23 protein-coding genes and 1 pseudogene are annotated in these 24,598 nt (G+C 60.0%); 12 read left to right on the plus strand and 12 right to left on the minus strand.

The features are described from left to right. Positions 1–99 precede the first annotated feature (99 nt). Positions 100–1,698: a DegQ family serine endoprotease gene (locus ASC90_RS07820; protein ID WP_056537875.1), complete on the plus strand. Its 1,599-nt coding sequence runs from the start codon at positions 100–102 to the stop codon at positions 1,696–1,698. Between the two features lie 32 nt (positions 1,699–1,730). Here the strand turns inward: ASC90_RS07820 and serB are convergent, their stop codons facing one another. Then, positions 1,731–2,621, minus strand: a complete 891-nt coding sequence (serB, locus tag ASC90_RS07825; protein ID WP_056537878.1) for a phosphoserine phosphatase SerB — start codon at positions 2,619–2,621, stop codon at positions 1,731–1,733. Here serB and miaA point away from each other — a divergent pair. Then, positions 2,620–3,519: a tRNA (adenosine(37)-N6)-dimethylallyltransferase MiaA gene (gene miaA, locus ASC90_RS07830; RefSeq protein WP_056537881.1), complete on the plus strand. Its 900-nt coding sequence runs from the start codon at positions 2,620–2,622 to the stop codon at positions 3,517–3,519. The genes serB and miaA overlap by 2 nt on opposite strands. A gap of 9 nt (positions 3,520–3,528) precedes the next feature. Here miaA and ASC90_RS07835 read toward each other — a convergent pair whose 3' ends face one another. After that, entirely contained in the window at positions 3,529–5,562 is a 2,034-nt protein-coding gene (locus tag ASC90_RS07835; RefSeq protein ID WP_056537885.1) for an ATP-binding protein, read from the minus strand. A gap of 341 nt (positions 5,563–5,903) precedes the next feature. On the opposite strand from ASC90_RS07835, the gene ASC90_RS07840 reads away from it, so the two are divergent. Beyond that, on the plus strand, positions 5,904–7,697 hold the full coding sequence (locus tag ASC90_RS07840) for an acetolactate synthase 3 large subunit (protein ID WP_056537886.1): 1,794 nt from the start codon (positions 5,904–5,906) through the stop codon (positions 7,695–7,697). A 24-nt stretch (positions 7,698–7,721) separates the two neighbouring features. After that, complete coding sequence (gene ilvN / locus ASC90_RS07845) at positions 7,722–8,294, plus strand: acetolactate synthase small subunit (RefSeq protein WP_056537889.1); 573 nt, start codon at positions 7,722–7,724, stop codon at positions 8,292–8,294. Positions 8,295–8,480: 186 nt separating this feature from the next. On the opposite strand, the pseudogene ASC90_RS07850 reads toward ilvN, so the two are convergent. Further along, positions 8,481–10,135: pseudogene (locus tag ASC90_RS07850) on the minus strand (arylsulfatase). Between the two features lie 453 nt (positions 10,136–10,588). On the opposite strand from ASC90_RS07850, the gene ASC90_RS07855 reads away from it, so the two are divergent. After that, entirely contained in the window at positions 10,589–11,182 is a 594-nt protein-coding gene (locus ASC90_RS07855; RefSeq protein WP_056537892.1) for a LysE family translocator, read from the plus strand. A gap of 141 nt (positions 11,183–11,323) precedes the next feature. Here the strand turns inward: ASC90_RS07855 and ASC90_RS07860 are convergent, their stop codons facing one another. Further along, positions 11,324–12,304 (minus strand): LysR family transcriptional regulator, encoded by a 981-nt coding sequence (locus tag ASC90_RS07860; protein ID WP_244480342.1) that lies wholly within the window; start codon positions 12,302–12,304, stop codon positions 11,324–11,326. An 82-nt stretch (positions 12,305–12,386) separates the two neighbouring features. Here ASC90_RS07860 and ASC90_RS07865 point away from each other — a divergent pair, with 82 nt between their 5' ends. From ASC90_RS07865 to ASC90_RS07880, 4 genes are all read left to right on the plus strand, one after another. Next, the gene (locus ASC90_RS07865) at positions 12,387–13,511 is read left to right on the plus strand and encodes an alkene reductase (RefSeq protein WP_056537895.1); all 1,125 of its coding nucleotides are present in this window, start codon (positions 12,387–12,389) and stop codon (positions 13,509–13,511) included. 171 nt (positions 13,512–13,682) lie between these two features. After that, complete coding sequence (nthA, locus tag ASC90_RS07870; RefSeq protein ID WP_056538138.1) at positions 13,683–14,312, plus strand: nitrile hydratase subunit alpha; 630 nt, start codon at positions 13,683–13,685, stop codon at positions 14,310–14,312. Continuing rightward, complete coding sequence (gene nthB, locus ASC90_RS07875; protein ID WP_056537898.1) at positions 14,309–14,968, plus strand: nitrile hydratase subunit beta; 660 nt, start codon at positions 14,309–14,311, stop codon at positions 14,966–14,968. Before nthA ends, nthB begins: the two co-directional genes overlap by 4 nt. Further along, complete coding sequence (locus ASC90_RS07880; RefSeq protein WP_056537901.1) at positions 14,955–15,326, plus strand: nitrile hydratase accessory protein; 372 nt, start codon at positions 14,955–14,957, stop codon at positions 15,324–15,326. The genes nthB and ASC90_RS07880 overlap by 14 nt, the downstream gene beginning before the upstream one ends. 3 nt (positions 15,327–15,329) lie before the next feature. On the opposite strand, the gene ASC90_RS07885 is transcribed toward ASC90_RS07880, so the two are convergent. The 3 genes from ASC90_RS07885 to ASC90_RS07895 are packed head-to-tail and all read right to left on the minus strand — an operon-like array spanning position 15,330 to position 17,018. After that, positions 15,330–16,115 carry an anti-sigma factor gene (locus ASC90_RS07885; protein ID WP_056537904.1) on the minus strand — a complete coding sequence of 262 codons (786 nt, stop codon included), beginning with the start codon at positions 16,113–16,115 and terminating at the stop codon, positions 15,330–15,332. Next, on the minus strand, positions 16,112–16,627 hold the full coding sequence (locus ASC90_RS07890; RefSeq protein WP_056537907.1) for an RNA polymerase sigma factor: 516 nt from the start codon (positions 16,625–16,627) through the stop codon (positions 16,112–16,114). Before ASC90_RS07890 ends, ASC90_RS07885 begins: the two co-directional genes overlap by 4 nt. 10 nt (positions 16,628–16,637) lie before the next feature. Next, positions 16,638–17,018 carry a hypothetical protein gene (locus tag ASC90_RS07895; RefSeq protein WP_056537910.1) on the minus strand — a complete coding sequence of 127 codons (381 nt, stop codon included), beginning with the start codon at positions 17,016–17,018 and terminating at the stop codon, positions 16,638–16,640. A 134-nt stretch (positions 17,019–17,152) separates the two neighbouring features. Here ASC90_RS07895 and ASC90_RS07900 point away from each other — a divergent pair, with 134 nt between their 5' ends. Next, positions 17,153–18,280: an ATP-dependent RecD-like DNA helicase gene (locus ASC90_RS07900; RefSeq protein ID WP_056537913.1), complete on the plus strand. Its 1,128-nt coding sequence runs from the start codon at positions 17,153–17,155 to the stop codon at positions 18,278–18,280. 50 nt (positions 18,281–18,330) lie between these two features. On the opposite strand, the gene ASC90_RS07905 is transcribed toward ASC90_RS07900, so the two are convergent. Continuing rightward, positions 18,331–19,017 carry a MerR family transcriptional regulator gene (locus tag ASC90_RS07905; RefSeq protein WP_056537917.1) on the minus strand — a complete coding sequence of 229 codons (687 nt, stop codon included), beginning with the start codon at positions 19,015–19,017 and terminating at the stop codon, positions 18,331–18,333. A gap of 420 nt (positions 19,018–19,437) precedes the next feature. On the opposite strand from ASC90_RS07905, the gene ASC90_RS07910 reads away from it, so the two are divergent. Then, the gene (locus ASC90_RS07910) at positions 19,438–20,190 is read left to right on the plus strand and encodes a pyridoxine 5'-phosphate synthase (RefSeq protein ID WP_056537920.1); all 753 of its coding nucleotides are present in this window, start codon (positions 19,438–19,440) and stop codon (positions 20,188–20,190) included. A 58-nt stretch (positions 20,191–20,248) separates the two neighbouring features. Here the strand turns inward: ASC90_RS07910 and ASC90_RS07915 are convergent, their stop codons facing one another. Then, on the minus strand, positions 20,249–21,136 hold the full coding sequence (locus ASC90_RS07915) for an SDR family oxidoreductase (RefSeq protein ID WP_056537923.1): 888 nt from the start codon (positions 21,134–21,136) through the stop codon (positions 20,249–20,251). Between the two features lie 118 nt (positions 21,137–21,254). Between ASC90_RS07915 and ASC90_RS07920 the strand changes: the two genes are divergently transcribed. Then, complete coding sequence (locus ASC90_RS07920; protein WP_056537926.1) at positions 21,255–21,674, plus strand: helix-turn-helix domain-containing protein; 420 nt, start codon at positions 21,255–21,257, stop codon at positions 21,672–21,674. A 7-nt stretch (positions 21,675–21,681) separates the two neighbouring features. Here the strand turns inward: ASC90_RS07920 and ASC90_RS07925 are convergent, their stop codons facing one another. The 3 genes from ASC90_RS07925 to ASC90_RS07935 form a co-directional block, all read right to left on the minus strand. Further along, complete coding sequence (locus ASC90_RS07925) at positions 21,682–22,890, minus strand: MFS transporter (protein WP_056537929.1); 1,209 nt, start codon at positions 22,888–22,890, stop codon at positions 21,682–21,684. Between the two features lie 84 nt (positions 22,891–22,974). Continuing rightward, on the minus strand, positions 22,975–23,592 hold the full coding sequence (locus tag ASC90_RS07930; RefSeq protein ID WP_056537931.1) for a TetR/AcrR family transcriptional regulator: 618 nt from the start codon (positions 23,590–23,592) through the stop codon (positions 22,975–22,977). 60 nt (positions 23,593–23,652) lie between these two features. Then, positions 23,653–24,570, minus strand: coding sequence for a helix-turn-helix domain-containing GNAT family N-acetyltransferase (locus tag ASC90_RS07935; protein ID WP_056537933.1), 918 nt, complete (start codon positions 24,568–24,570; stop codon positions 23,653–23,655). Positions 24,571–24,598 lie beyond the last annotated feature (28 nt).

The raw sequence follows: 24,598 nt of genomic DNA on the forward strand, positions 1-24,598 counted from the left end.
GGAGATTGCGCGGGATTTCGCGAAAAGGTGATTTCGCCCTCCATCATTCCGCCGTATGCTGGTGCTCAGAGTGCGCTTTTACCCACATGAGGATGCTTGATGGCCCCGACGAAACGCCCGACCTTCAGACGATCGCTCGCTCTCCTGGCCGGCAGTGCATTCCTGGCGTCCGTCAGTTTCACCGAGGTCGTCCAAGCGCAAGGCGCGGCCCCGACCGCCGGTCCGGCATCTGTTGCCGATCTGGCGGAGGGGCTTCTCGATGCCGTCGTCAATATCTCGACATCGCAGAATGTGAAGAACGATGAAGGGGCTGGTCCGGCGCCGCGCGCACCAGATGGTTCGCCGTTCCAGGAATTCTTCAACGATTTTTTCAACAAGCAGAAGGGCAACAAGGGCGGCAACCACAATGTCAATTCGCTCGGCTCCGGTTTCGTCATCGATCCGCAGGGCTACATCGTCACGAATAACCATGTGATCGAGGGCGCTGACGACATCGAGGTGAACTTCGCCGATGGCAGCAAGCTCAAGGCCAAGCTCATCGGCACCGATACGAAGACCGATCTGTCGGTGCTCAAGGTCGAGCCGAAAGCACCGCTGAAGTTCGTAAAGTTCGGTCAGTCCAGCGGCATGCGCATCGGTGACTGGGTGATGGCAATCGGCAATCCGTTCGGTTTCGGCGGATCCGTGACCGTCGGTATCATTTCCGGCCGCGGCCGCAACATCAATGCCGGCCCTTACGACAATTTCATCCAGACTGACGCCGCGATCAACAAGGGGAATTCCGGCGGGCCGCTCTTCAATATGAAGGGCGAAGTGATCGGGATCAACACGGCGATCATATCGCCAAGCGGTGGCTCGATCGGCATCGGCTTCTCGGTACCTTCGGAACTGGCTTCAGGCGTTGTCGAACAGCTTCGCGAGTTCGGCGAGACGCGGCGCGGCTGGCTCGGTGTGCGTATCCAGCCCGTCACCGACGACGTGGCCGACAGTCTCGGCCTCGCCAACGCCAAAGGTGCACTGGTCGCCGGCGTCATCAAGGGTGGACCGGTGGACGACGGTTCGATCAAGGCCGGTGATGTGATCCTGAAGTTCGACGGCAAGGCCGTCAACGAAATGCGCGATCTGCCGCGCGTCGTGGCGGAAAGCCCCGTCGGCAAGGAGGTCGATGTCGTTGTCCTCCGCGACGGCAAGGAGCAGACCGTCAAGGTCAAGCTCGGGCGTCTGGAAGATAGCGATCAGGCCGCATCGAACGATGCCGCTCCAGACAACTCGCAGGGCGGCGTGATCAATCCCGATCCTGATGAGAACCAGGATATGGACGAGCCGGATAGCGACCAGAGCCAACCGTTACCGGACGGCAAGGGTGCGCCAGCTCCGGTGGCGCCTGACGCTCAGGCTGCCAAGGACGTGCTCGGGCTTTCGCTTTCGGCGCTGAGTGCGGAAACCCGCAAGACCTTCGGTATCGCGGAAAGCGTCGACGGCGTTCTCGTTGCCGAGGTTGCGCCGGGATCGCTCGCAGCCGAGAAGGGATTGAAGCCAGGCGACGTGATCGTCGAGGTGGCTCAGGAGTTCATGAAGTCGCCGGAGGCGGTGGCCGAAAAGGTTCAATCGCTGAAGCAGGAAGGTCGGCGCAATGCGCAGATGATGATCGCCTCGGGGAACGGTGATCTGCGCTTCGTTGCGGTTCCGATGGAATGAGCTGGAGACCGAGCCGAATGGCTCGGCTCATTCTACGGCGTGACAAAATCCGTCTTCCGGTAGCCCTGGATATAGAGCAGGGCGGTCAGGTCGGCGTGGTTGATCTGCATCCTGGCCTCTGCCGCGACCGCGGGCTTTGCGTGGAGAGCCACGCCGGAGCCGGCGACATGCAGCATGCCGAGGTCATTGGCTCCATCGCCCACCGCCATGGCGTCGTCGGGCAATATGCCCAGCTTTTGTGAGATATCGTTCAGCGCATCCACCTTCGCTTGCTTGCCCAGGATAGGCTCGGCGACAAAGCCGGTGAGGATGCCATTTTCCTCCAGCAGGATGTTCGCACGATTCTCGTCGAAGCCAAGTGTCTTCGCGATGCGGCTAGTAAAGACAGTGAAGCCTCCCGAGACAAGCGCGGCATAGTGGCCCTTCGACTTCATGGTAGCGATCAATTGCAGACCGCCTGGCGTCAAGGTGATGCGCTTGGCGATCACCTCGTCGACGACGGCGATCGGCAGACCCTTTAGCAGTGCGACCCGCTCGCGCAGCGCCGGTTCGAACGCGATTTCGCCATTCATTGCTCGCGCGGTAATCGTCGCGACCTTTTCTTTCAGGCCGACTTCGGCAGCGAGTTCGTCGATGCATTCCTGCCCGATCATGGTCGAATCCATGTCGGCGATCAGCAGCTTCTTTCGACGCGTTTCCGCTTCCTGGACGACGAGGTCTATTGCCGCATTGCCAATCACCGCCAGAATGCCTGATTTCGCCACCAGTGCATCGGTGCCGTCACGAAAGGCGATATCGCAAGCAATGCCATCGGCAAGCCAGTAGAGACCCGAGGCATTAACGGCTTTGGCAGCCTGCTCGGCGATCGCCGGCGTTAGAACGGGATTTGACGGACTGGCAACAAGCGTGGCAACGAGGGCCATGATGGAAAACCTTCTGAACGCAGTGAATGCGATCCTGATAACCGGGCCGACCGCAAGCGGCAAGTCCGCACTGGCGGTCGCATTGGCGAAACAACATGACGGCGTTGTCGTCAACGCCGACAGCATGCAGGTGTACGACACGTTGAGGGTGCTCACGGCGCGGCCCTCGCAGGAGGACATGCAGGGTGTGCCTCATCATCTCTACGGTCATGTTCCCGCCGGCAGCCCGTATTCGACAGGTGCCTGGCTGCGCGACGTTTCGGCGCTGCTGTCGCGAATTCGCAGCGATGGGCGAGTGCCCGTCTTCGTCGGTGGGACGGGTCTCTATTTCAAAGCGTTGACAGGCGGTCTCTCGGATATGCCGGCAATTCCGGACGAGGTGCGCAGCGGTCTGCGCGGGAGGCTGGCCGAAGAGGGGCCGGAGCCGCTCCACGCGCTGCTGACGGAAATCGATCCGGTGGTGGCCGCAGGGCTGGGCAGTCAGGACGGGCAGCGTGTCGTGCGAGCTCTAGAGGTGCTGCAAGCGACGGGCCAGTCGATCGCCAGCTTTCAGGGGCAGGCAGGACCGGTCATCGTCAATCCGGATACGGCGCGCAAGATTGTTGTCCTGCCGGAACGTGCGCTGCTGCACGAGCGCATCAATGGTCGGTTCGAGACGATGCTGAAGCAGGGCGCTGAAGATGAGGTAGAGGCGCTGCTTGCGCTGGCGCTGCCGTCCGAGATGCCCGTGATGAAAGCTATCGGCGTCTCGCAGATCGCCGCCATGCTGAAGGGCGAGATGACCCGCGGTGAGGTTATCGAAAAAGGAGCGGCGGCGACGCGACAATATGCAAAGCGGCAGATGACCTGGTTCCGCAACCAGATGGATGACAGCTGGGAGCGGCACTCGCCATACTGATGGTGGCCATCAATCCTTCTTGTAGAGGCTGCTCAGCGGCTTCTTCATGATGCTGTCGCGCAGCGACATTCCGGGTTCGCGGCGGGCGCCTGCGGCGGTGTCTGGCGCTTCGGTCGGTGCATTGCTGCGCATTTCACGTCTCAGTGCCTCAAGGCGGCTATCGATGGAGGCGTCCGATGCCGCAGATTGCTCGCGTGGCACGGTCAATCGGGGCAGCATGTCTTGGCGGTAGGGTTCGACCGGAGCGAGCGGTGGTGTCGCGGATACCGGGATTGGTGCCGATAACGGTATTTCGAAGTCGTTATCGTCTTCGGTTTCGTCGTCGAACGAACCGATGGGCATGGCGGTCGAATAGCTCTGCTGGAAGGCAGAGATATCGGGGCCGCTCACGGCGCGCATTCTGCTCACGATCTTGCGCAGGTCGACATTGTCCGGATCCTCCTCGCTCACCTTCACCGTAGCGCCGTTGGCTTTCGGCAGCAGGCGCTCATCGACCCGCGAGAATCTCATGCGCATCGGTACGCTGATGGCTTCGCCGAATGCGATGGCCTCACCATTGCCGATCGAAGAGATGAAGCTGGTCGTCGAGATGGAAGAGTTGGGAATTGCAGAGCGGATGATTTCCTGGTCGCGGTCGTTGGAGAGCCGCATGGCAAAGAACGTCGAGCACTGCGACAGAATTGTCTGGTCCAGTTCGCCCGGGCGCTGAGTGATGATCCCGAGCGAAACACCGTATTTGCGGCCTTCCTTCGCGATGCGTGCGATCGCTTGCCGGGTCGGGAAAAAGCCCAGGGACGGGTCGGAAGGAATGTAGCGATGTGCTTCCTCGCAAACGACCAGCATGTGAATGGCGCCCTCGCTCCACAAAGCGATTTCGAACGCCATGCGGCAGAGAACGGAGGCGACCGAATTCACGACCTCGGAGGGGATGCCGGACAGCTGGAACGTGCAGATTGGCCTGCTGTCGCCGGGAATACGGAAGATTTCCGCCACAGTCTCCATGATCGTATCGCTGATCGTGTTGTTGGAGAACATGAAATGGTAGCGTGGATCATTTATGGCGGCCATGACCCGCATCTTGAGCGAGCGCAACAGCGGCTTTTCATTGCGACCGTCCAGCCGGCCTATGCGCTCGTCGATCAGGGCGAGCAGGTCCGCCATGCGGTAGGGCACAGGGGTATCCGCGGTGATCGAACTCTTTTCGCTCGTGCGCCGGACGATGGAGTTGTCGCTGCCCCGGAAAGCACGCTTTGCTTCGGGAAGCAGATCGCGAAGGATGTCAACCTCTTCCGGCACAGGTGTTCGGCCCCGGAAAACGACCTCTGCAAACTCCTCCAGCCGCATCAGCCAGAAGGGCAGGTCCAGTGTATCGGTATCGATCACGACCGAGTGCTTCGGGAAGGCGGCGGCAAATTCGTTGTGTGGATCGAGGATGAGAACGCGGAGCTTGGGATCCGCCTCGATCGCTTTATGGAGTAGTAGAGAGACGGCCGTTGATTTGCCCACGCCGGTTGAGCCGACGATCGCGAAATGTTTCGACAGCATCGACGGGATGTGGATCGCGGCGTCGATGCTTTCATCCTGAGTGAGCTTGCCGATGGATGCCGTTGTTCCGCTGCCGGCGTCATAGATCCGCATGAGGTCGGTTGAACGAATGCGATGCGCGATGGCTCCGAGATAGGGGTAGCGCGATATGCCGGTCGAGAATTCCTCGCGGTCGTTGTCATCGACGCGGACCTCACCCAGCAGTTCGGTCTCGATCCTGAAAGAGTTGTCTTCGCCTTCACCCCAGGTGTGGCTGCCGGTGTTCATTGCGTAGACCAGCGCCACCACTCGATTGCGCCCGACGCTGATCGAAATCAGCTTTCCGACCGACCAGAGTTCAGCTGCTTCGGTACCGCCGGCTTCGGCGACAGCAGCTATCGTCGCGCGAGAACCGCTACATGCAACAACGCGACCGAGGAATCGGTTTCCAAGCAACTGGTCATCGCGGCGATCATGCTCGCCTGCCTTGCCTGACGTCTGCAAGTCCTTGTTCAGCAAAGGGCTACTCCCTGCGGTGAAACAAAAGGATACAAGCGAACGCTTAACAAAGCCTTTTGCGTTCAAGCCCGGAAGCGAGCAGGTCCGGCCGGCCATCCGGCGGGAATTTTTATTGCGAACCGCGTTGACGTTGCGAAATTTTCTGTCTATCAATTCGCCCCATGAAACTAGCAGCAGCTCTTATTGTGGTGGGACAGCGCATGGGCAGGATGGTGTAACCATCCGGCGATAGCCACCCATGCGCTAGATGACAGGCTCCAAAGGGGCCTTTTTTTATGCCCGAAATTCGGGCTTCCCCGCTACGGAACTTCAAATCCCAGCAGTCAAAACGGAACAAAAACATGATGGGCACGGACAAGCAAACGGACGATAATCGGATGACAGGCGCGGAGATCGTTCTCCGTGCACTGAAGGACAATGACGTCGAGCACCTCTTCGGCTATCCGGGCGGCGCCGTGTTGCCGATCTACGACGAGATCTTCCAGCAGGACGACATCAAGCACATCCTCGTTCGCCATGAACAGGGTGCCGGCCACGCGGCCGAGGGCTATGCTCGTTCGACCGGCAAAGTCGGCGTCATGCTGGTCACGTCAGGTCCGGGGGCGACGAATGCCGTCACACCGCTGCAAGACGCCTTGATGGATTCGATACCGCTTGTCTGCCTGACCGGCCAGGTTCCTACCTCGCTGATCGGCTCCGACGGCTTCCAGGAAGCCGACACGGTCGGCATCACTCGGCCCTGCACCAAGCACAACTGGTTAGTCAAGGACGTCAACGAACTGGCGGCGATCATTCACGAGGCATTCCGCATTGCCCGGTCTGGCCGTCCGGGGCCGGTGCTGGTCGATATCCCCAAGGATGTCCAGTTCGCCACCGGGACCTACACGCCGCCGGCCGCCCACGCGATCCAGAAGAGTTACCAGCCGAAGGTTCAGGGCGACTTGAACCAGATACACGCGGCGATCGAGCTGATGGCGAATGCCCGCCGTCCCGTGATCTATTCAGGCGGCGGCGTGATCAACTCCGGCCCCGAGGCTTCCCGACTGCTGCGCGAGCTGGTCGAGCTGACGGACTTCCCGATCACTTCGACGCTGATGGGTCTCGGCGCCTATCCGGCATCCGGCAAGAACTGGCTGAAGATGCTCGGCATGCACGGCTCTTACGAAGCCAACATGGCGATGCATGATTGCGACGTCATGGTCTGCATCGGCGCCCGCTTCGACGACCGCATTACCGGACGTCTCAACGCCTTCTCGCCAAACTCGAAGAAGATCCATATCGATATCGATCCGTCTTCGATCAACAAGAACGTGCGCGTCGATGTTCCGATCCGTGGCGATGTCGGCAATGTCCTGGAAGACATGGTTCGTCTGTGGCGGGCTCTGCCGAAAAAGCCGGAGAAGAGCCAGATCGCCGAGTGGTGGTCGGACATCGCTCGCTGGCGGGCGCGCAACTCGTTTGCCTACACCATGAGCAAAGACGTCATCATGCCGCAATACGCGCTGGAGCGTCTCTATGAGCTGACGAAGGATCGCGATACCTACATCACCACTGAAGTCGGGCAGCACCAGATGTGGGCGGCGCAGTTCTACGGCATGGAGCAACCGAACCGCTGGATGACCTCGGGCGGTCTCGGCACCATGGGTTACGGCCTGCCGGCGGCGCTCGGCGTGCAGATCGCCCATCCGGAAAGCCTGGTCATCGACATTGCCGGCGACGCCTCGATCCAGATGTGTATCCAGGAAATGTCGGCGGCGATCCAGCACGACGCCCCGATCAAGATCTTCATCATGAACAACCAGTACATGGGCATGGTGCGCCAATGGCAGCAGTTGTTGCACGGCAACCGCCTGTCGAATTCCTATACGGAAGCGATGCCCGATTTCGTCAAGCTGGCGGAAGCCTATGGCGCCGTTGGCCTGCGTTGCGAAAAGCCAGCCGATCTCGACGCCACCATCCAGGAGATGATCGACGTCAAGAAGCCGGTCATCTTCGATTGCCGCGTCGCCAATCTCGCCAACTGCTTCCCGATGATCCCATCGGGCAAGGCTCATAACGAGATGTTGCTGCCGGATGAAGCAACCGATGAAGCCGTTGCCAACGCGATCGACGCCAAGGGCCGTGCGCTCGTTTGATACCAAGGTAGAGGAACCCAACACATGAACGCACACCTACAGCCAACGGGCTCTGCCTATTTCATTTCGCCGGAAACGGCGGCAGTCGAGAACCACACGCTTTCGGTACTCGTCGACAACGAACCGGGCGTGCTTGCCCGCGTCATCGGCCTGTTTTCCGGTCGCGGCTACAACATCGAAAGCCTGACCGTCTCGGAGACCGAACATCAGGCGCATCTGTCGCGCATCACCATCGTGACGCGCGGCACGCCGCAAGTGCTGGAGCAGATCAAGGCGCAGCTCGAGCGCATCATTCCCGTACATCGCGTCGTCGATCTGACGGTGCGGGCGCGCGAACTCGGGCAGGAGCGGCCGATCGAGCGCGAGGTGGCGCTGATCAAGGTGGTCGGCGAGGGCGAGATGCGCGCCGAGACGCTGCGTTTGGCCGATGCCTTCCACGCCAAGGTCGTGGATGCGACCGTCGAGCATTTCATTCTGGAACTGACCGGAAAGTCCTCGAAGATCGACCAGTTCGTGGCGATCATGAAGCCGCTCGGCCTGGTCGAGGTTTGCCGCACCGGCATCGCTGCGATGAACCGCGGTTCGCAGGGCATGTAAGACTGCCGTTTTGGAGTCTTCGAAGCCGCTGGAGATCAGAGCATCTCCAGCGGCTTTTTTCGTGCTGGCGGCGGAGACCAATCTCACGCAAACGTCAGGGGCGGCCGCAATGCAACTCCGACAGCAGACGCTGTAAGTTGCGAGACTAGAGTCCGGACCTCCCGCCCGGACTCTGTGATGGCCGGTTCAGTCACCTCCACCAGCCCCCCTCAGTGACTCTTCAATCTTGCTCAGGTTGAATGAACCAGGGGATTGGCTTGGCGGATAATCCTTCATCGTCTGCAGGAAATTCGCAGCGAGCGCCTGGATCGGAACGATCACGAAAACGCGGTCTAGGAACCAGTCATTGTACGTGTTGGAGTTGTGCTGCGCTTTCTCGAACGGGTCACGGCGGAGATGAAACAGCAACGGCACGCGCAGTTCGGTAAATGGCTCCCGCCAGACGCCGAAAGCTTCCCGCGATTTTCCAGGAATACGGCCTTACAGTCGTCGTAACGTGCGGCGACAACTTGTCCGTCATCGTTGACATACCAGAATTCGTGACGCGGCGAGTCCGCTACCTTGCCGGAAAGATACTCAAGCTGATTGTAGCCGTCGATATAGTTTCGGTATGAGCGACCGTTCAGCTCGATGGTGTTCGCCAGCTTCGTCTTGATATCCGGCTCCCCGGCGATCGCGGAGAAGGTTGGAAGCCAGTCTTCGTGCGAGACGATGCCGTTGAGCGTCTTGCCCGCCGGGAAGTGGCCCGGCCAGCGGGCGAACGTCGGCACGCGGTAGGCTCCCTCCCAGTTGGAGTTCTTCTCGCTGCGGAACGGCGTCGTTCCAGCGTCCGGCCAGGTGTTGTAATGCGGCCCGTTGTCGGTCGAGTACATGACCACCGTGTCGTTGGCGATGCCGAGGTCATCCAGCAGCTTCAGGAGTTCGCCGACAGCCATGTCGTGCTCGACCATGCCGTCGTGGTATTCGTCGCCGCTCGGGCCGGATATGCCGACATCCTGCGCCTTCACATGTGTCCGAAAGTGCATTCGGGTGCCGTTCCACCAGACAAAGAAAGGCTTGCCCGCCTGATGCTGGCGGGTGATGAAGTCCTTGGCCGCAACGATGGTCTCGTCGTCGATGGTTTCCATGCGCTTCTTCGTCAGCGGCCCGGTGTTTTCTATCTTCTGGGTGCCGTCGGTGTTGGCCCACGTATGAAGTACGCCACGAGGGCCGAACTGCTCAAGGAACGTCTTTCCGTTCGCCAGTACGCGGTCCCTTGGATAATCTCGGTTTTCTGGTTCTTCCTCGGCATTCAGGTGGTAGAGGTTGCCGAAGAATTCGTCGAAACCGTGCATTGTCGGAAGGTGCTCGTCCCTGTCCCCCTGGTGGTTCTTGCCGAACTGACCAGTGGTGTAGCCTTGGCTTTTCAGGACGGTTGCCATCGTGACATCCGTTTTCTGCCAGCCTTGGGGAGCGCCGGGAAGGCCAACCTTCGTCATACCGGTCCGGACAGGTACGTTGCCGCCGATGAAGGCCGCTCGGCCCGCCGTGCAGCTTTGCTGGGCATAGTAGTCCGTGAATGACAGGCCTTCCTGAGCGATGCGATCGATATTGGGCGTCATGTAGCCCATCATGCCCCGGCTGTTGTGGCTGATGTTCCACGTGCCGATGTCATCGCCCCAGATAACCAGAATATTCGGCTTGTTCCCGGAAGGCGCCGCTGCCTGGGCATATGCGGCAGCCGAACTGACGATGTTTGCCACTGTTGCCGCGCCGGCAGCAAGTGCTGTTGACCCAATCAGCAGATTGCGTCGGGTGAGACCCTCTGTGGCAGGTGTTTCCGTTTGGTCAAAGCACGCCATAATGCATTTCTCCCATCAGACATTGTGCGAAGCACTGTTGCTTGGTCATGAGATGCACTGCGAACGGGCAGATAATAGCATAGATTGCAGAAGGCGTCAGACTCTGTTGTAAACTGAGAGGGTACTCATCGCCTCATGACTGGTCTGCTTGAAGCCGAATGCGACCCTTGCGTCGGTAGCGTTTGCTACCCAACTCCGCGACCATCTGTGGACCAGTCGGGCAAGGCCACGATACTCTCGCGCTCCACCCTGCTGGCTCTCTCTTGGATTGCGAATGGAGTTCCGATTTAGATGCGTCTACTTGTGCGAGCGGGATAGGCCATTCTTTGAATTGGTGAGTGGCGCTAGCTTTCGCCCAATCCTGTAATGGTGACAATGATGGCATGGATACCTCAATTTAGGTCAGCTATACTGACTAAATCGCTGCACTCAATCACGCGTTCGGGAGGTCTCATGCCGCTGGATACATTTCTGGCTCTTGTCCTGTTTGCCTTCACGACATCGATCACGCCGGGGCCGAACAACATGATGCTGTTTGCATCTGGTGTGAATTTCGGATTTCGCCGCACCATTCCGCACATGTTCGGGATCGGCGTGGGGTTCCTTTCCCTGCTGCTCGGTGTCGGGCTCGGACTAGGAGCACTTCTGCACGCGGTTCCCGCCGTCTATACCGCGCTGAAGTTCGCGGGCGGCGCGTATCTCGTCTGGATCGCCTACAAAATCGCCACCTCGCGCTCGTTGAGCGAAGGTCAGAGCGGCACGAAGCCGATGTCGTTCCTGTCGGCAGCAGCTTTCCAATGGGTCAACCCCAAAGCCTGGGTCATGGCGGTCACAGCAATGGCGACCTACACCGTTCCGGACATCTATCTGGCGAGCGTTCTCATCGTCGGCTTTGCTTTTGCGGCAGTCAACGTCCCGAGCGTTTCGACCTGGGCAGGCTTTGGCTCCGCGCTGCGCGAATGGCTATCCGATCCGCTGCGCTTGAAGTGGTTCAACATCAGCATGGCAGTACTCTTGGTGCTGAGCCTTTGGCCGATGCTCAAGTAAGGTGGTCGGCATTCATCGGTATTGCCCCGAAGATAGCAGTTGCCGCGAGGAATGCCGGCAATCTAGAGCAAGTAGACGCAGTCAGACGGAAATACGCCGCTATCTTTCCCGGCCGGTCGAGGTCGGTTCGCCGAGCGACGCCTATTCGGCAGCGATCATGATGGCGTCGGGCACAGCGTTAGCCTGAAGTACCTTCGCGCGGACGGGTTCGACTGCGGCAAGAATCTTCTGGCGCAGCCAGACGTGGGCGGCGTTGCGGTCGGACGAGGTGTGCCATGCAAGAGAGATGTCATAAGGCGGGATGTCCACCGGTCCTGGGCTGATCGCCAGGCCGAACACCGGCGCCCAGGCCCGGGCGAAGCTTGCTGGCACGGCAGCGATCACTGGAGTGTCTCGGACCAAAATCGGCAGGGTAAAGAGGTGAGGCGTCGTCACCGCTGCGCGCCGTTTCAATCCACGTTCAGCGAGCACCTCGTCCACAAGGCGGCAGCGGCCGTCCTTGCTGACGATCACGGCCTGCGGGGTGGATAGAAACGTCTCGAGGTCAATGGTGCCCGAACGCCCTGTCGTTTCGGGGTTACTGAGGATGACATAGCGCTCAGACCAAAGCTTGCGGCGCTTATGGAGTTCATTGCCAGTCTCCACCTTGCCGATGGCAAGGTCGATCTCGCCGCCATCCAGCAGATCCGCGGGATAATCCTGATCGAGCGGCCGTATCACGAAGTTGACGCGTGGCGCCTGTTCGTGAATGGCAGCTAGAAGCGGTGGCATCAACAGGCTTTCGAGATAGTCGGTCATCCCGAGCGTGAAGGTTCGCTCATCCGTGGCCGGGTCGAACTGCTCCGGCTCGATCAGGCGGGATTGGATCGTGCACAGGATGCCGCTGACGGTTTCCGCGAGTTCCTGCGCCCGCGGCGTCGGTTCGATCCCGCGCGCCGAGCGGACGAACAGTTCGTCCTGCAGAAGCGCCCGCAGTCGCCCGAGATTATGGCTCAAGGCAGATTGGGAAGTGCCGATGCGCTGCGCCGCCCGCGTGACGTTACGCTCGCTCATCAGTGCATCAAACGCCACCAGCAGATTGAGGTCGAATTTCAAGATATGAGCGTGATCGATCGACATCATGATTTCCATCTGTTGGATTTGTGAATGAGAGAGAGATATCTATTTCGTCGATGATAATCAACTGAATTAAGGAATAACGCTCATGAAGTCTCTCTTTGAAGACTACGACCTGTGGGGTCTGAAACTTCGCAATCGCGTCGTCATGGCTCCGATGACCCGGGCCAGGGCGAAGGACGGTATAGCCGACGAGCAGACCGCCCAATATTACCGCCAGCGCGCCGGTGCCGGCCTGATTGTCTCCGAGGGAACGCCGATTTCGCAGGAGGGGACGGGCTTCGCCTTTATCCCCGGTATCTGGTCGGACGATCAGGTTCGCGGCTGGCAGGGTGTGACGAAGGCCGTGCACGGGGAGGGCGGGAAGATCTTTGCGCAGATCTGGCATGTCGGTCGGATGTCGCATACCTCCCTGCAGCCGGCTGGTGGCCAGCCCGTCAGTTCCAGCGCCAAACCGGCACGTGACGACAAGAGCACGGCCTATGCATTCAACGAGGACGGTATCGCTGGTTTCGTCGAAGCAAGCGTGCCGCGGCCACTTGGGACCGACGAGATCGCCAGGGTCGTAGACGACTTTGCGAACGCTGCGGCCAATGCTGTTGGCGCCGGATTCGACGGCGTCGAAATCCACGGTGCAAACGGCTACTTGCTGGAGCAGTTTCTCAACCCTGAGATTAACGATCGTACCGACCGGTATGGTGCGGGTAGTGTCGAGGACCGGACGCGTTTCGTCCTGGAGATTGTTGATTCCGTGGTCGCGCGAGTTGGTGCCGGGAAGGTCGGCATTCGGCTTTCGCCATTCGGCAAGCTGTTCGACATGCCGCATCATCCGCTGATCGAGGAAACCTACCTGCACCTTGCGACGGCGCTTGCTGAGCGAGACTTGGCATACGTGCATTTGAAGGACCAGGGTCCTGCCAGTGCTCCGGCTATTTCGAGGGAGTTTCTGCGCAGTTTCCGTCAGACTTACTCAGGTACGCTTATTCTTGCCGGTTCGTTGGAAAAGCGCCGTGCCGAAGAGTTCGTGCGGGACGGACTCATCGATCTTGCCGCTTTCGGCCAGCCCTTCATCGCGAATCCCGATCTGGTGGAGCGGTTGCGGCGGGACCTTCCTTTGACGACGCCCAACCGCGACACCTACTACGGCGGTGGCGTGGAGGGCTACACCGATTACCCGGTGTATAGCGTCGGCCCTGAAACAAAGGCTGCGTGATCGCGGCGGCGACCGCCGGGTCGCCGTCGAGCTGCGTCAGATACTGCGGCCCCGGAGACGATCCGAGGCCGCAGATCCCATTTGTGACTGGTCGCGCAAGCGTCGATTGAGGTCTTGGACTTTCGCGTTCAAATGCTTAAAGATAAGGCCACACCGGCGGAGGGTGCTGCCTTGCACGATGACGATGACGATCACGATCACCACCACGACAATCATTACTCCGACATGCAGGCTCGGGTCAGAGCACTTGAAACTGTCTTGACCGAGAAGGGACTGATCGACCCCGCAGCGATCGACGTGATCGTCGAGACCTACGAGACAAAGATCGGGCCTAGAAACGGCGCGCGCGTTGTCGCCAGGGCATGGAGCGATCCCGCGTTCGCGGAATGGCTGAAACGCGATGCGACGGAGGCGATTGCCAGCCTCGGCTATACCGGCAGACAAGGCGAGCACATGCGCGCGGTCTTCAATACGGTCGACACTCACAACCTCGTCGTCTGCACGCTCTGTTCATGTTATCCATGGTCCGTGCTTGGCCTGCCGCCCGTATGGTACAAGGCGCCGGCCTACCGCTCGCGCGCAGTCATCGATCCGCGTGGCGTACTGGCGGAATTCGGCGTGACCTTGCCCGAGGGAAAGAAGGTCCGCGTATGGGATTCGACGGCGGAACTTCGTTATCTGGTCGTTCCTGAGCGACCGGTTGGAACTGAAGGTTGGAACGAGACCGAACTCGCCGATCTTGTAAGCCGTGACGCGATGATTGGTACCGGCGTCGCCGCCATGCCGGGGGCGGCGATATGAATGGCCCTCACGATCTTGGCGGACAGATGGGATTCGGGCCGATTGCGCCTGAGAAAGACGAACCGTATTTTCACGCCGACTGGGAGAAGCGGGCACTCGGGCTTACCTTGTCCAGCGGTGCATTCGGCGCCTGGAACATCGATGAGAGCCGCCATGCCCGCGAGAGCATCGCGCCGGCAGACTATCTTGCCGCCAGCTACTACGAGATCTGGACGCGCGCGCTGGAAGTGCTGCTGCAGCGTCACGGCTTCGTCGCAGCCGATGAGATCGATACCGGGCACAAACGGATCGACGGCACAACTCCCAAACGGGTTCTCAAGTCCGACATGGTGGCGGGCGTGCTTGCAAAGGGCGGTCCCTGCGATCGGCCTGTGGCGACATCGCCGCGGTTTGCTACCGGAGACCGGGTTCGCACGAGGAATTTCAATCCGACGACGCACACGCGATTGCCACGATACGCCCGCGCCAAGGTGGGCGTCATCGAGGCGATACAGGGCTCCTTCGTGTTTCCTGACGACAACGCTCATGGCAATGGCGAGAACCCACAATGGGTGTACACGGTCGTCTTCGACGGAGGCGAGATCTGGGGCGAGGGTGCAGATCCGTCTTTGAGTGTATCGATCGACGCCTGGGAGAGCTATCTTGAGCGGGTGTGAGACACAGTCGCCGTTGGCGCAATCGCCGCAATTGCCGAAATCCACCGACGGCGAACCGGTCTTTCCGGAGCCTTGGGCGGCCGAGGCTTTTGCCATGACCGTGCACCTCCATCAGCGCGGGCTTTTTACGTGGGGCGAGTGGGCCGAGACCCTTTCGCGAGAGCTGCACAAGCCAGGCCGCGCGGAAGATGGTAGCGACTACTTCGATTGCTGGGTGGTCGCGCTCTCCGATATCGTGGTCAGTCACGGCGTTGCCGACGGCGAGGCAATTCTGGCTCTTCAACATGGCTGGCAGCGGGCAGCGGAAGCGACGCCGCATGGCAAGCCGATCGAGCTTGGCAACGATCCGCTTCGCTGAGTGTCACGAGGGAAACTGCTTGTAGCACTCCTCGGCGACCTTCCTCAGCATATCTCGCGAGATTTCGCCGGTGACCGCGTAGCCGAGTTCACCGTCGATCCAGTAGAAGGTCTCGACGCTGTCCGCCGAAGCAAAGCGGAAGCTTGTCGTCCGATTGGCGGCGTTGCGGCCGACAAGAACCGTCAGGCGCTCGCCCCCCTGATCCTCATACATGAACATTGCGCCGGGTTTGCCGTCGACCGGCAGGAGGCGGCCGCCGACAAGATGGAAGCCGAGCGTCTGCAGGTTCGGGACCTTCAGGTCCGGAATGGCCAGACGCTTGCCCAGCCATGTTGCCAGATGGTCTTCTTCGTTGGCGAACACTTCGACAGGGTGGCGGACTTCGCCAGCATATACGAGGAACGCGTTTTGCGCTTCCTTAGGAAAGGTTTCGAACTCCGCCAATTGCAGCTCCGGCTTTTCGAAAAGCGCTAGGCCATACTGCCCGCTGATGACGCCGAACCCAAATGCGGCAATCATCGCTGCGGCGGCGACAGCAGCGCGCCTCGGCCACGCTGCCTTCCTATGCGGCGGGGCGACGAGCGCGATGTCGGTCTTGTTCTGTCTCTCGTAGCCCGCAAAAATGGCTCTGATACCGGCATTCTGCGCTTGCCATTCACTTACTTGCAAAGCGGCATCAGGGTTTTCCTTGAGCCAAGCTTCGATGCGGCTGCGTTCATTCCCTTCCAACTGCCCATCGGCAAAGGCATGCAGGTCCGCTTCGGCTACGGTGGGGTTGATCTCGGTCATTTTGGTCTCCGAAGCGTGATGATGTTGTCGGCCTTCAAGCGTTCCGCGACCTGCTGACGCGCACGCGACAGGCGCGACATGACGGTGCCGATCGGAATGTCCAGGGCTGTCGCGACCTCCTGGTAGCTGTAGCCCTCGATCACGACCAGCATCAGCACTGCGCGGTTGTCTTCGGAAAGGCTGTTCAGCGCGTCTTCCAGCCTCGAACGCTCCAGCGGATCGGCGGGAGATTCGGTCGATGCCACACTCTCGGCGACGTCGAGTTCGACCAGCGGCGCGCGGACGTTCTGGCGAAGGCTGTTGCGATAGATGTTGGTCATGATCGTCAGGGTCCATCCGCGCAGGTTCAGTCCCCGCCATTGCGCGCGACGGGAGAGTACCTTTTCCACGCAGTCCTGAAGCAAATCTTCGCCATCGGAATCCGATCGCGTCAGGCTTCGCGAATAGCGCCTGAGCGAGGGGAGGAGGGCCAGTATCTGGCCCTCGAAGCTGTCTGGCCCCGGTGTCTTCAAGTCGTTGTACTCACGGCTTGGCGAGATCCCAGTTGCCGCCGACGCCGTCGCCGGTGATATCGCCCGTCTTTGTGTCCTTGACCCAGAAGTAGAGCGGCATGCCGTCCTTGGCCCACTGCTTGCTGCCATCCTTCCGGTCGATGATCGAGTATGCACCATCGGCTTTTGCGCCGCTAGCGGCCACGAGGGGCGGCCAGTTCTTGGCGCACTGGTCGTAGCAATTGGACACGCCCATCTTATCCTTCTTGAAGGTGTAGAGCGTCATTCCATTCTCGCCCGCAAGGACCTTGCCCTTGGCTGACTCGACGACTTTGACCGGCTCGGCGGCGAAGGCGGATGTTGCCGCGGCGGACGCGACCGCAAGCGCGATCAAGAATTTCATGGATTTCATGGGCTCGCTCCTCAGTGCTGGCAGGCATTATTGCGTTGCCTGACATGAGACGCCGCAAGCCCCCGTTTTATTCCCATAGGCCCGACTTTTTCTCGCTTGCCTATCTCAAGCGAATCCTGCCAAGTCGAACTACGATGCAGTTTGCCCCGCAACAAGATGAAGCCCTGAAGGCCGTTTCGACATGGCTGAAGGAGGGACGGTCTCCGATTTTTCGTCTGTTCGGCTATGCCGGCACGGGCAAGACGACGCTTGCGCGCTATTTCGCGGAGCATGTGGATGGCGACGTTCTGTTCGCCGCCTTCACCGGCAAGGCCGCGCAGGTGCTGCGTTCGCGTGGTGCCAGCAACGCACGGACGATCCATTCGTTGATCTACCGGCCGCGCGGCGAGGAAGCGGTCGAGGATGAGGAGACGGGGAAGACGTCGATCGCCCCGATGTTCTCGATCAACCGGCAGAGCCCGGTGGCGAAGGCAGCGCTGATCGTTGTCGACGAGTGCTCGATGGTCGATGAGGCGCTCGGCAAGGACCTGATGAGCTTCGGCACGCCGATCCTGGTGCTGGGCGATCCCGGTCAGCTTCCGCCCGTCACCGGCGGTGGCTTCTTCACCAACCAGGAGCCGGACTACCTGCTGACGGACATTCATCGGCAGGCACGCGATAACCCGATCATCCAGCTCGCGATGCAGATCCGCGAGGGCAAGGAGATCATGCATGGTGATTACGGTGCGGCACAAGTGATTTCCAAGAACGAGGTCAACCAGTCGCTGGTTCTCGATGCCGACCAGGTACTGGTCGGCACCAATCGCACGCGCCGACGCTACAATCAGCGCCTGCGCGAGTTGAAAGGCTTTTCCACCGACTATCCGCAGACCGGCGACAAGCTGGTATGCCTGCGCAACGATCCCGCGAAGGGATTGCTCAACGGCTCGCTCTGGCAGGTGATGACGTCGTCGAAGGAGACCACGAAACCGGGCATCAACCTGCTTATCCGGCCGGAAGACGATGACATGGATCGCGGTGCCGCCAAGATAAAGCTGCTGAAGCAGGCATTCGAGGACGTCGATGGCGAGATTCCCTGGAACACGCGCAAGCGCTACGACGAGTTCGACTTTGGTTATGCACTGACGGTCCACAAGGCGCAGGGCTCGCAATGGAACAATGTGGTGTTGTTCGATGAGAGCTGGGCATTTCGAGACACCCGCGAGCGATGGCTCTACACCGCCGTCACGCGCGCGGCAGAAACGCTGACAATCGTGCGATAGGCCACGCCTGGAAATGCTGTGGAGATCGTAGTGCCCGCGAGAATGCGGCTTCAGACCTGAACGACGCCCAGCAGAACGGCTTTGGCTATTGCCTGAAAGCGATTGTTGGCGCTGAACTTTCGAATGATCCCTGCTTCCAGAGATTGTGCATCGTCGTCCTTGAGATCGAGCGTGCGGGCAATGCGGTGGGTCGACAATCCTCCGGCCATCAGCGCAAGACAGCGCGATTCCTGGTCCGTCAGCGCTGTTTCGTTCTGATTGTCGTTGAACTGCGCTTCGTCGCGGTCGCGATTGTCAAGGAGATCGCTTACCTGCTGCAACTGGCGATGCAGCGTCGACATCTCCGCGGTCAGTTCACGCTTGCGCGTCATCAATGCGGCATTGAAGATACCTTCGGCAGCTTCCTGCGAATCCGCGTTGCGGAAGTCTTTCATCAGATCCTGGATGACGGCCACTGCCATCCCGCTTTCGCGGCAGGCATTGATTACCGCCATCCGCATGACATCGCCCTGATCGTAGACGCGCATAAGCCCGATCCGGCTCGCGGAGATCAACCCTTTTTCTTCGTAGAAATGGAGGGTCCTGTGCGTCACGCCAAAGGCGTTCGCCATGTCTGCGATCGGCACTCTCCCGCGAGGAAGGTCGGCTGGGAGTGTGGCAAGCGGGAGGAACAGGTGCTTGGGGAGCGATTGCGGGGACGTGCCTGACGAAAACGTCTGCTTGTAAGTTTCTGCCATGAACCCTCCTGTTGTGCATGCGGTTCTGCGCGTTGCAGAAGCGGTGCGGTCGAGCGGTGTTCCTGTGAGTGTCCTTGTTCAACGTTGAAGTAACGCAAGCGGGATTATTCGATATCCTGCACTTACGTTATGCGCGAATAACATATCTTGTTCGTACTAAAAATAGTGACTTTTAAATAGGAGAGCAATGCACCGGAAAGATTGCAGGAAGTGCCTCCTCACCAAACGGAAGGCGGTCTGAAAACTAACGATTAAGTGTTTGAAAAACGGTCAAGGGAAACTGGAGCTACGTTAATCCTCATGCGCTCTTTAGTTGTATTTAGTTATCAGCGATTCGCATGCATCCATGCACGAATCTGGTTGGCCCTGGCGGCATGATTGGCTTAAAAGCAAATATCCTTTGTTCAGTGGAAATCCGCCATGCCAACTACGCTTTCCGTGAATCTCAATGCCGTGGCAATGCTGCGCAATCGTCGTGATCTGCCTTGGCCCAGCGTCGAAGCACTGGGCCGCATCGCGCTCAACGCGGGTGCGAGTGGCTTGACTGTCCACCCTAGACCAGACCAGCGTCATATCCGTTTTTCTGACCTACCCGTGATCCGCAATCTGATCGACGACGAGTTTCCGCATGCGGAATTCAACATCGAGGGCTATCCGACGGACGACTTCCTCGAACTCTGCGAGCGGGCAGCGCCCGAACAGGTGACGCTGGTTCCGGATGACCCTTCGCAGGCCACCTCCGATCACGGCTGGGATTTTCGCGCACATCGCCAGTTTTTGACCGAGGTGATCGGGCGTTTGAAGGCGACGGGAACGCGTGTGTCACTGTTTGCGGATGGAGACGGCGATGCAGACGCTGTTGCAATCGCGAAGGCAACGGGTGCCGACCGGATCGAACTTTACACCGGTCCTTACGGCGGCTGCTACGATGCGCCGGAACGGGCGGGTCCGATCCTCGAGGCGCTTGGCAAGACGGCGGATGCCGCGCTTGCGCTGGGGCTGGGCGTCAATGCCGGACATGACCTGACCGTGGCGAACCTGCCACCGCTTGTTACACGCATCCCCAAGCTGGCCGAGGTGTCCATCGGACATGGGTTGACGGCGGATGCGCTGGAGTATGGCATGGCTGAAACCGTGCGCCGGTTTTGCCGCGCCTGCGGCCAGAAAGTCTGAGACCCCGCGTTCCGGCAGATCCGCCCGCTGGAGCCGGGCGGATCTTTTGCTACCCGCGTCAGGCGAGGAGGCTTGCCTTGTGTGCCGCGATGAAGGCTTCGAGCTTCTCCGGCTGCTTGCCGGTCAGTGTCTTTACGTCGCCTGTCACTATGTCGAAATTTCCGGCGCGAATGTTCGCGTCGGCAGATACCAGCATGTCGGCGACGAAATCGGGCAGTCCCGCGCTGCGCAGCCCCTGACCCAGCTGCTCATCAGAAACCTTGACTGCCATGAGCGGCTTCCCGACCGCGGTCGCGACAACGGCGGCGATCTCATCGGCTGTCAACGATTCACTGCCGGTCAATGTGTAGGTGGCGTTTTCGCTGGTGCCCGACGCCAGTGCTGCGGCAATCGCTATTGCGCAGTCCTCGCGAGAGACGTTCGAAACCTTTCCGTCACCACTGCCTGTAAACCAGTTGCCGGCCTGCAGATTGTGCGGCATGCCGAGCAGGTAGTTGTCCATGTACCATGCATTACGGAAGATCGTGTAGGGTATGCCGCTGGCCTTCAACGCATTCTCGGTGCCAAGATGATCCGGCGCGAAGGTAACCAGCGAATTGTTCGGCGCAGGCATAGACGTATAGGCGATGTGCTTGACCCCAGCCCTGATGGCAGCCTCAACGGCGGTCGTATGCTGCTTGAGCCGCTGGCCGGGGACAGCAAGCGCGTCGGTGCTGATGATCAGCAGGCGATCCACGCCTTTGAAGGCGACGTCCAGCGTGGCTGCGTCATCGAAATCTGCCTTGCGGGTTGAGACACCTTTGGCAGCGAGATCTGCGAGCTTTGCCGGGTCGCGTGTTGCGGCGACGAGATGCGCCGTGGGAACCTTGTAGGTCTCGAGCAGGTGATGAAGGATGCGCTGGCCGAGTTGGCCGGCGGCGCCGGTGATAAGGATGGTTTCGCTCATGATTCTGCCTCTGGGTGCTGTGTGGTCTCTAAATGAGACTAGCTCTAAAATAGGAATTGACCGAAGGCTGTAAAGAAGGCAGTTTTTGCGCCATACGTTACCAAAAGGGAACCAACGCATGAGCGGTACGGTCGTCAACCTGAAGAGCAAGGCAGCATCCGGCGTACGCCGCGACGTCGACCTCAGCAACCTTGATTTCAACAATTGCCCGGTGCGCGACATGATGCAGCAGATCGGCGGCAAGTGGTCGACGCTGATGCTGGAAGCACTGTCTAAGCGGCCGTATCGATTCGGCGAGTTGCGCCGGATGATCCCCGATATCTCGCAGCGCATGCTGACGCAGACACTGCGTGACCTCCAACGCGACGGTTACATCGAGCGCGAGGTGTTCCCCACCAAGCCGCCAAGCGTCGAATACCGGATGACCGATCTCGGACAGTCTCTTTATGGCACGCTGGCGCTGCTGCTCAACTGGGCAGAGGAGAACCACGATGCGGTCCGCGCTGCCCGGCTGCGTTTTGATTCGGCCCCGACCTGATGCAGGACTACTTCCTGTGCTTTTCGGTCAGGAAGAGCAGGAAGGAGAAGGCGGGGAAGCACAGGCCGATCCAGGCCGTCATTGTCCAGCCGCCCGTGGCATATGCCCAGCCACCGACGGCCGAACCCAGAGCGCCGCCTGCGAAGAAGGTGGCCATGTAAAGACCATTCAGGCGGCTGCGGTGTTCGGCGCTGATCGCATAGATCGCACGCTGACCGCAGACGAGATTGGTCGTCACCCCGAAGTCGAGAAGAATCGCAGCGGCGGTCAGCAACAGCAGGGCGGTCAGCGAACCGTCTGTCGTGAAATGACTGATGAGAAACGCTGACATGCCGAGCAGCATGGCCAGCGCTGAGGCTGCTCGCGTAAGCCCGCGATCGGCCATACGGCCGGCGATCGGCGAGGCGATGGCGCCGGCGGCGCCTGCAAGCGCGAACAGCGCTATGCCGTTCTGCGTCAGGCCGAACCTGGGGCTGGCGAGCAACAGGGGCGTTGTTGTCCAGAAAAGGCTGAAGGCTCCGAACATGCCTGCCTGATAAAGTGCTCGGCGCTGCAGGATGCGGGAATGCAGGGCAAGGTGTGCCATGGAGGCTAGCAATTCGCCGTAGCCCAGCTTGGTGTGAGGAACCCGGACCGGCAAGGTGGCGCGCAGAATGACGACTAGGACGATCATGAATGCAGCGGTCACGAAGTAGACCATGTGCCACGAACTGCCCTCCGCGACGAAGCTGGCGAAGGGGCGAGCGAGCATGATACCGCAAAGCAGGCCGCTCATGACATTGCCGACGACCCGGCCGCGCGTGGCGTCAGGCGCCATGTTGGCGGCGAATGGGACGAGGACTTGTACCGCGACCGACGCTAATCCGATACAGAGCGAGGCCGTGAGAAACATCATCGGCGTCGATGAGAGGGCGGCCCCAACGAGGGCAACGGCGGAGACGACGATCAGCGTCAGCACCAGCTTGCGGTTTTCGAGCAGATCACCAAGCGGCACGATCAACAGCAATCCCAGGCCGTAGCCAATCTGCGTCAGGGTCACGATCAGGCCGGTCGCGGCCGGACTGAAACCAAGCGAGGCACTGATCGGGCCAGCCAGCGGCTGCCCGTAGTAAAGATTGGCAGCCACTAGGCCGCAGGCAGCAGCAAAGAGGAAGGTCATCAAGGGCGAGATCGTCTGGGGAGCGATGGTTTCTCGCGTGGTGGCTGAAAGGCTCATGCTAGACTCCGGAGGGCAGGGAGGCGTTGAGATCGTGTTGCAAAGGCTGTCCGAAACTCCGCTCAGCTTCGTCGAATGCGGCGGTCAGGTGAGCAGCTTCAAGGCTATTTCGGCCACGGAAGCCATATCTTCTTCATTGGGTCCGGTCTTCCCGACGACGCGCATGCCTTTGGTCAGGCAGACTAGCGCGCGCGCCGTGGCCGAAGCGTCAATTTCGCTGGAAATCGAACCGTCTCTCTGACCGAGGCGAATAAGCTCGGCGATCGACGCTTCGTCGGTCGCAAAGGCAGCAGCGACGCGGTTGGCGGCTTCCTCGTCAAATAGTGCGAGCTCGTTTGCGCTTCCGACAACCAGGCAGCCACGCCGCCCGGACTCGCCGTGAGACGAGATGACGTAGGAGGCCAGTACTTCGCGGAGCTTGTCACGGCCTGTCTCGACTTTTGCGAGCCTGGCGTCGAGCAGGCCGAGGCGGACCGCGCGATACCGATCAAAGGCCGCGAGGAAGATTCCCCTCTTGTCCCTGAAGGCTTTGTAGACACTGCCCGCGGCGACTTCCATTGCTTCCGTCAGTTCGCTTATCGAGGCGGCGTGGTAGCCGCGCTCGGAGAAGACGCGCAGCGCCTTGTCGAGCGCCGTATCCATGTCGAACTGCCGCGGTCTGCCGCGTGTCCGTGTTTCTTTCGATACCGTTGCGATCGTCATGGTGATCTAATTAGGAAATGATCGTTTCCAAATCAAGCGAAATTTTTGCGACGCAGCAAATCAGATGTCCAGAACCCACGTTTGCCCATTCTCTTCCGGGCCGAACATCCGATGTCTCTCTTCGGAGACAAGTCGGAAACCTCTCCCGATGTAGATGGCGCGCGCGGCATGGAGGATGTCGTTGGTCCAAAGCGATATCTGGCGATATCCCTTGGCCTCTGCAAAGTGGATACATTCGTCAACCAGTGTCCTGCCGAGGCCGAGACCGCGGGCTGCCTTGTCCACATAGAGGAGGCGGAGCTTCGCGATACCGTCTCCGCCATCGGCAATCAAAACCGAGCCGATATTGATGCCGCCGCTTTCCGCCATCCAGCAGCACTCTTTTGCCGCGTCGAAGTTCGTCAGGAATCTGCCTGCGACCTCGGCAACGAGGCCTTCGAAGCGCATGTCCCAGCCATACTCCTCGGTATAGGCCTTGCTCTGGCTCTGGATGATCCAGCCGATGTCACCTGGTCTATGGGCGCGAATGATGGCTGGCGCCGATTTGACCTCCGGGTCCAGTCGGGCACGAATGGTGTTCATCGCCGACACGACGTGTCGCTGCTCAGCATCGCTGAGGCGTTGGAACCGCTCGGCAAGCTGTGCATTCGAGCGTCTGCCGAGTTCCTCGAATTGTCGACCTCCCTCGTCGGTGACCGTTATAACCTGGCTGCGCAAATCGGTGGGGTCGGCCTTGGTTTCTATCAGGGAGTCGCTGCGAAAACGCTTGAGAATGCGGCTGAGATAGGCAGGGTCGAGCTGCAGGTCTTTCGCGAGCGCAACCGCGCTGACACGACCGCGCGAGCCGACCTCGAAGAGAACGCGCGCATCGGTGAGCGTGAACGGCGTGTTGAGATACGCCTTGTTCAGGACGCCGAGAAAATTCGTGTAGAAGCGATTGAAGTCGCGGGCGGAATTGATCAGCGCAGGATCGGGCATCGGACAAGGTCTCCTAATGAAGACTTTG

The sequence above is a fragment of the Rhizobium sp. Root1220 genome (assembly GCF_001426265.1).
GTDB lineage: Bacteria > Pseudomonadota > Alphaproteobacteria > Rhizobiales > Rhizobiaceae > Rhizobium.

What these genes read in the sequence shown, in the direction of transcription:
- ASC90_RS07920 (WP_056537926.1), top strand. Translation starts at nt 21,255, where the DNA reads ATGAGCGGTACGGTCGTCAACCTGAAGAGCAAGGCAGCATCCGGCGTA.
- ASC90_RS07840 (WP_056537886.1), top strand. Translation starts at nt 5,904, where the DNA reads ATGATGGGCACGGACAAGCAAACGGACGATAATCGGATGACAGGCGCG.
- ASC90_RS07905 (WP_056537917.1), bottom strand. Translation starts at nt 19,017, where the DNA reads ATGGCAGAAACTTACAAGCAGACGTTTTCGTCAGGCACGTCCCCGCAA.
- ASC90_RS07930 (WP_056537931.1), bottom strand. Translation starts at nt 23,592, where the DNA reads ATGACGATCGCAACGGTATCGAAAGAAACACGGACACGCGGCAGACCG.
- miaA (WP_056537881.1), top strand. Translation starts at nt 2,620, where the DNA reads ATGATGGAAAACCTTCTGAACGCAGTGAATGCGATCCTGATAACCGGG.
- ASC90_RS07885 (WP_056537904.1), bottom strand. Translation starts at nt 16,115, where the DNA reads ATGACCGAGATCAACCCCACCGTAGCCGAAGCGGACCTGCATGCCTTT.
- ilvN (WP_056537889.1), top strand. Translation starts at nt 7,722, where the DNA reads ATGAACGCACACCTACAGCCAACGGGCTCTGCCTATTTCATTTCGCCG.
- ASC90_RS07900 (WP_056537913.1), top strand. Translation starts at nt 17,153, where the DNA reads ATGCAGTTTGCCCCGCAACAAGATGAAGCCCTGAAGGCCGTTTCGACA.
- serB (WP_056537878.1), bottom strand. Translation starts at nt 2,621, where the DNA reads ATGGCCCTCGTTGCCACGCTTGTTGCCAGTCCGTCAAATCCCGTTCTA.
- ASC90_RS07820 (WP_056537875.1), top strand. Translation starts at nt 100, where the DNA reads ATGGCCCCGACGAAACGCCCGACCTTCAGACGATCGCTCGCTCTCCTG.
- ASC90_RS07910 (WP_056537920.1), top strand. Translation starts at nt 19,438, where the DNA reads ATGCCAACTACGCTTTCCGTGAATCTCAATGCCGTGGCAATGCTGCGC.
- ASC90_RS07855 (WP_056537892.1), top strand. Translation starts at nt 10,589, where the DNA reads ATGCCGCTGGATACATTTCTGGCTCTTGTCCTGTTTGCCTTCACGACA.
- ASC90_RS07935 (WP_056537933.1), bottom strand. Translation starts at nt 24,570, where the DNA reads ATGCCCGATCCTGCGCTGATCAATTCCGCCCGCGACTTCAATCGCTTC.
- ASC90_RS07925 (WP_056537929.1), bottom strand. Translation starts at nt 22,890, where the DNA reads ATGAGCCTTTCAGCCACCACGCGAGAAACCATCGCTCCCCAGACGATC.
- ASC90_RS07860 (WP_244480342.1), bottom strand. Translation starts at nt 12,304, where the DNA reads ATGATGTCGATCGATCACGCTCATATCTTGAAATTCGACCTCAATCTG.
- ASC90_RS07895 (WP_056537910.1), bottom strand. Translation starts at nt 17,018, where the DNA reads ATGAAATCCATGAAATTCTTGATCGCGCTTGCGGTCGCGTCCGCCGCG.
- ASC90_RS07915 (WP_056537923.1), bottom strand. Translation starts at nt 21,136, where the DNA reads ATGAGCGAAACCATCCTTATCACCGGCGCCGCCGGCCAACTCGGCCAG.
- nthB (WP_056537898.1), top strand. Translation starts at nt 14,309, where the DNA reads ATGAATGGCCCTCACGATCTTGGCGGACAGATGGGATTCGGGCCGATT.
- ASC90_RS07865 (WP_056537895.1), top strand. Translation starts at nt 12,387, where the DNA reads ATGAAGTCTCTCTTTGAAGACTACGACCTGTGGGGTCTGAAACTTCGC.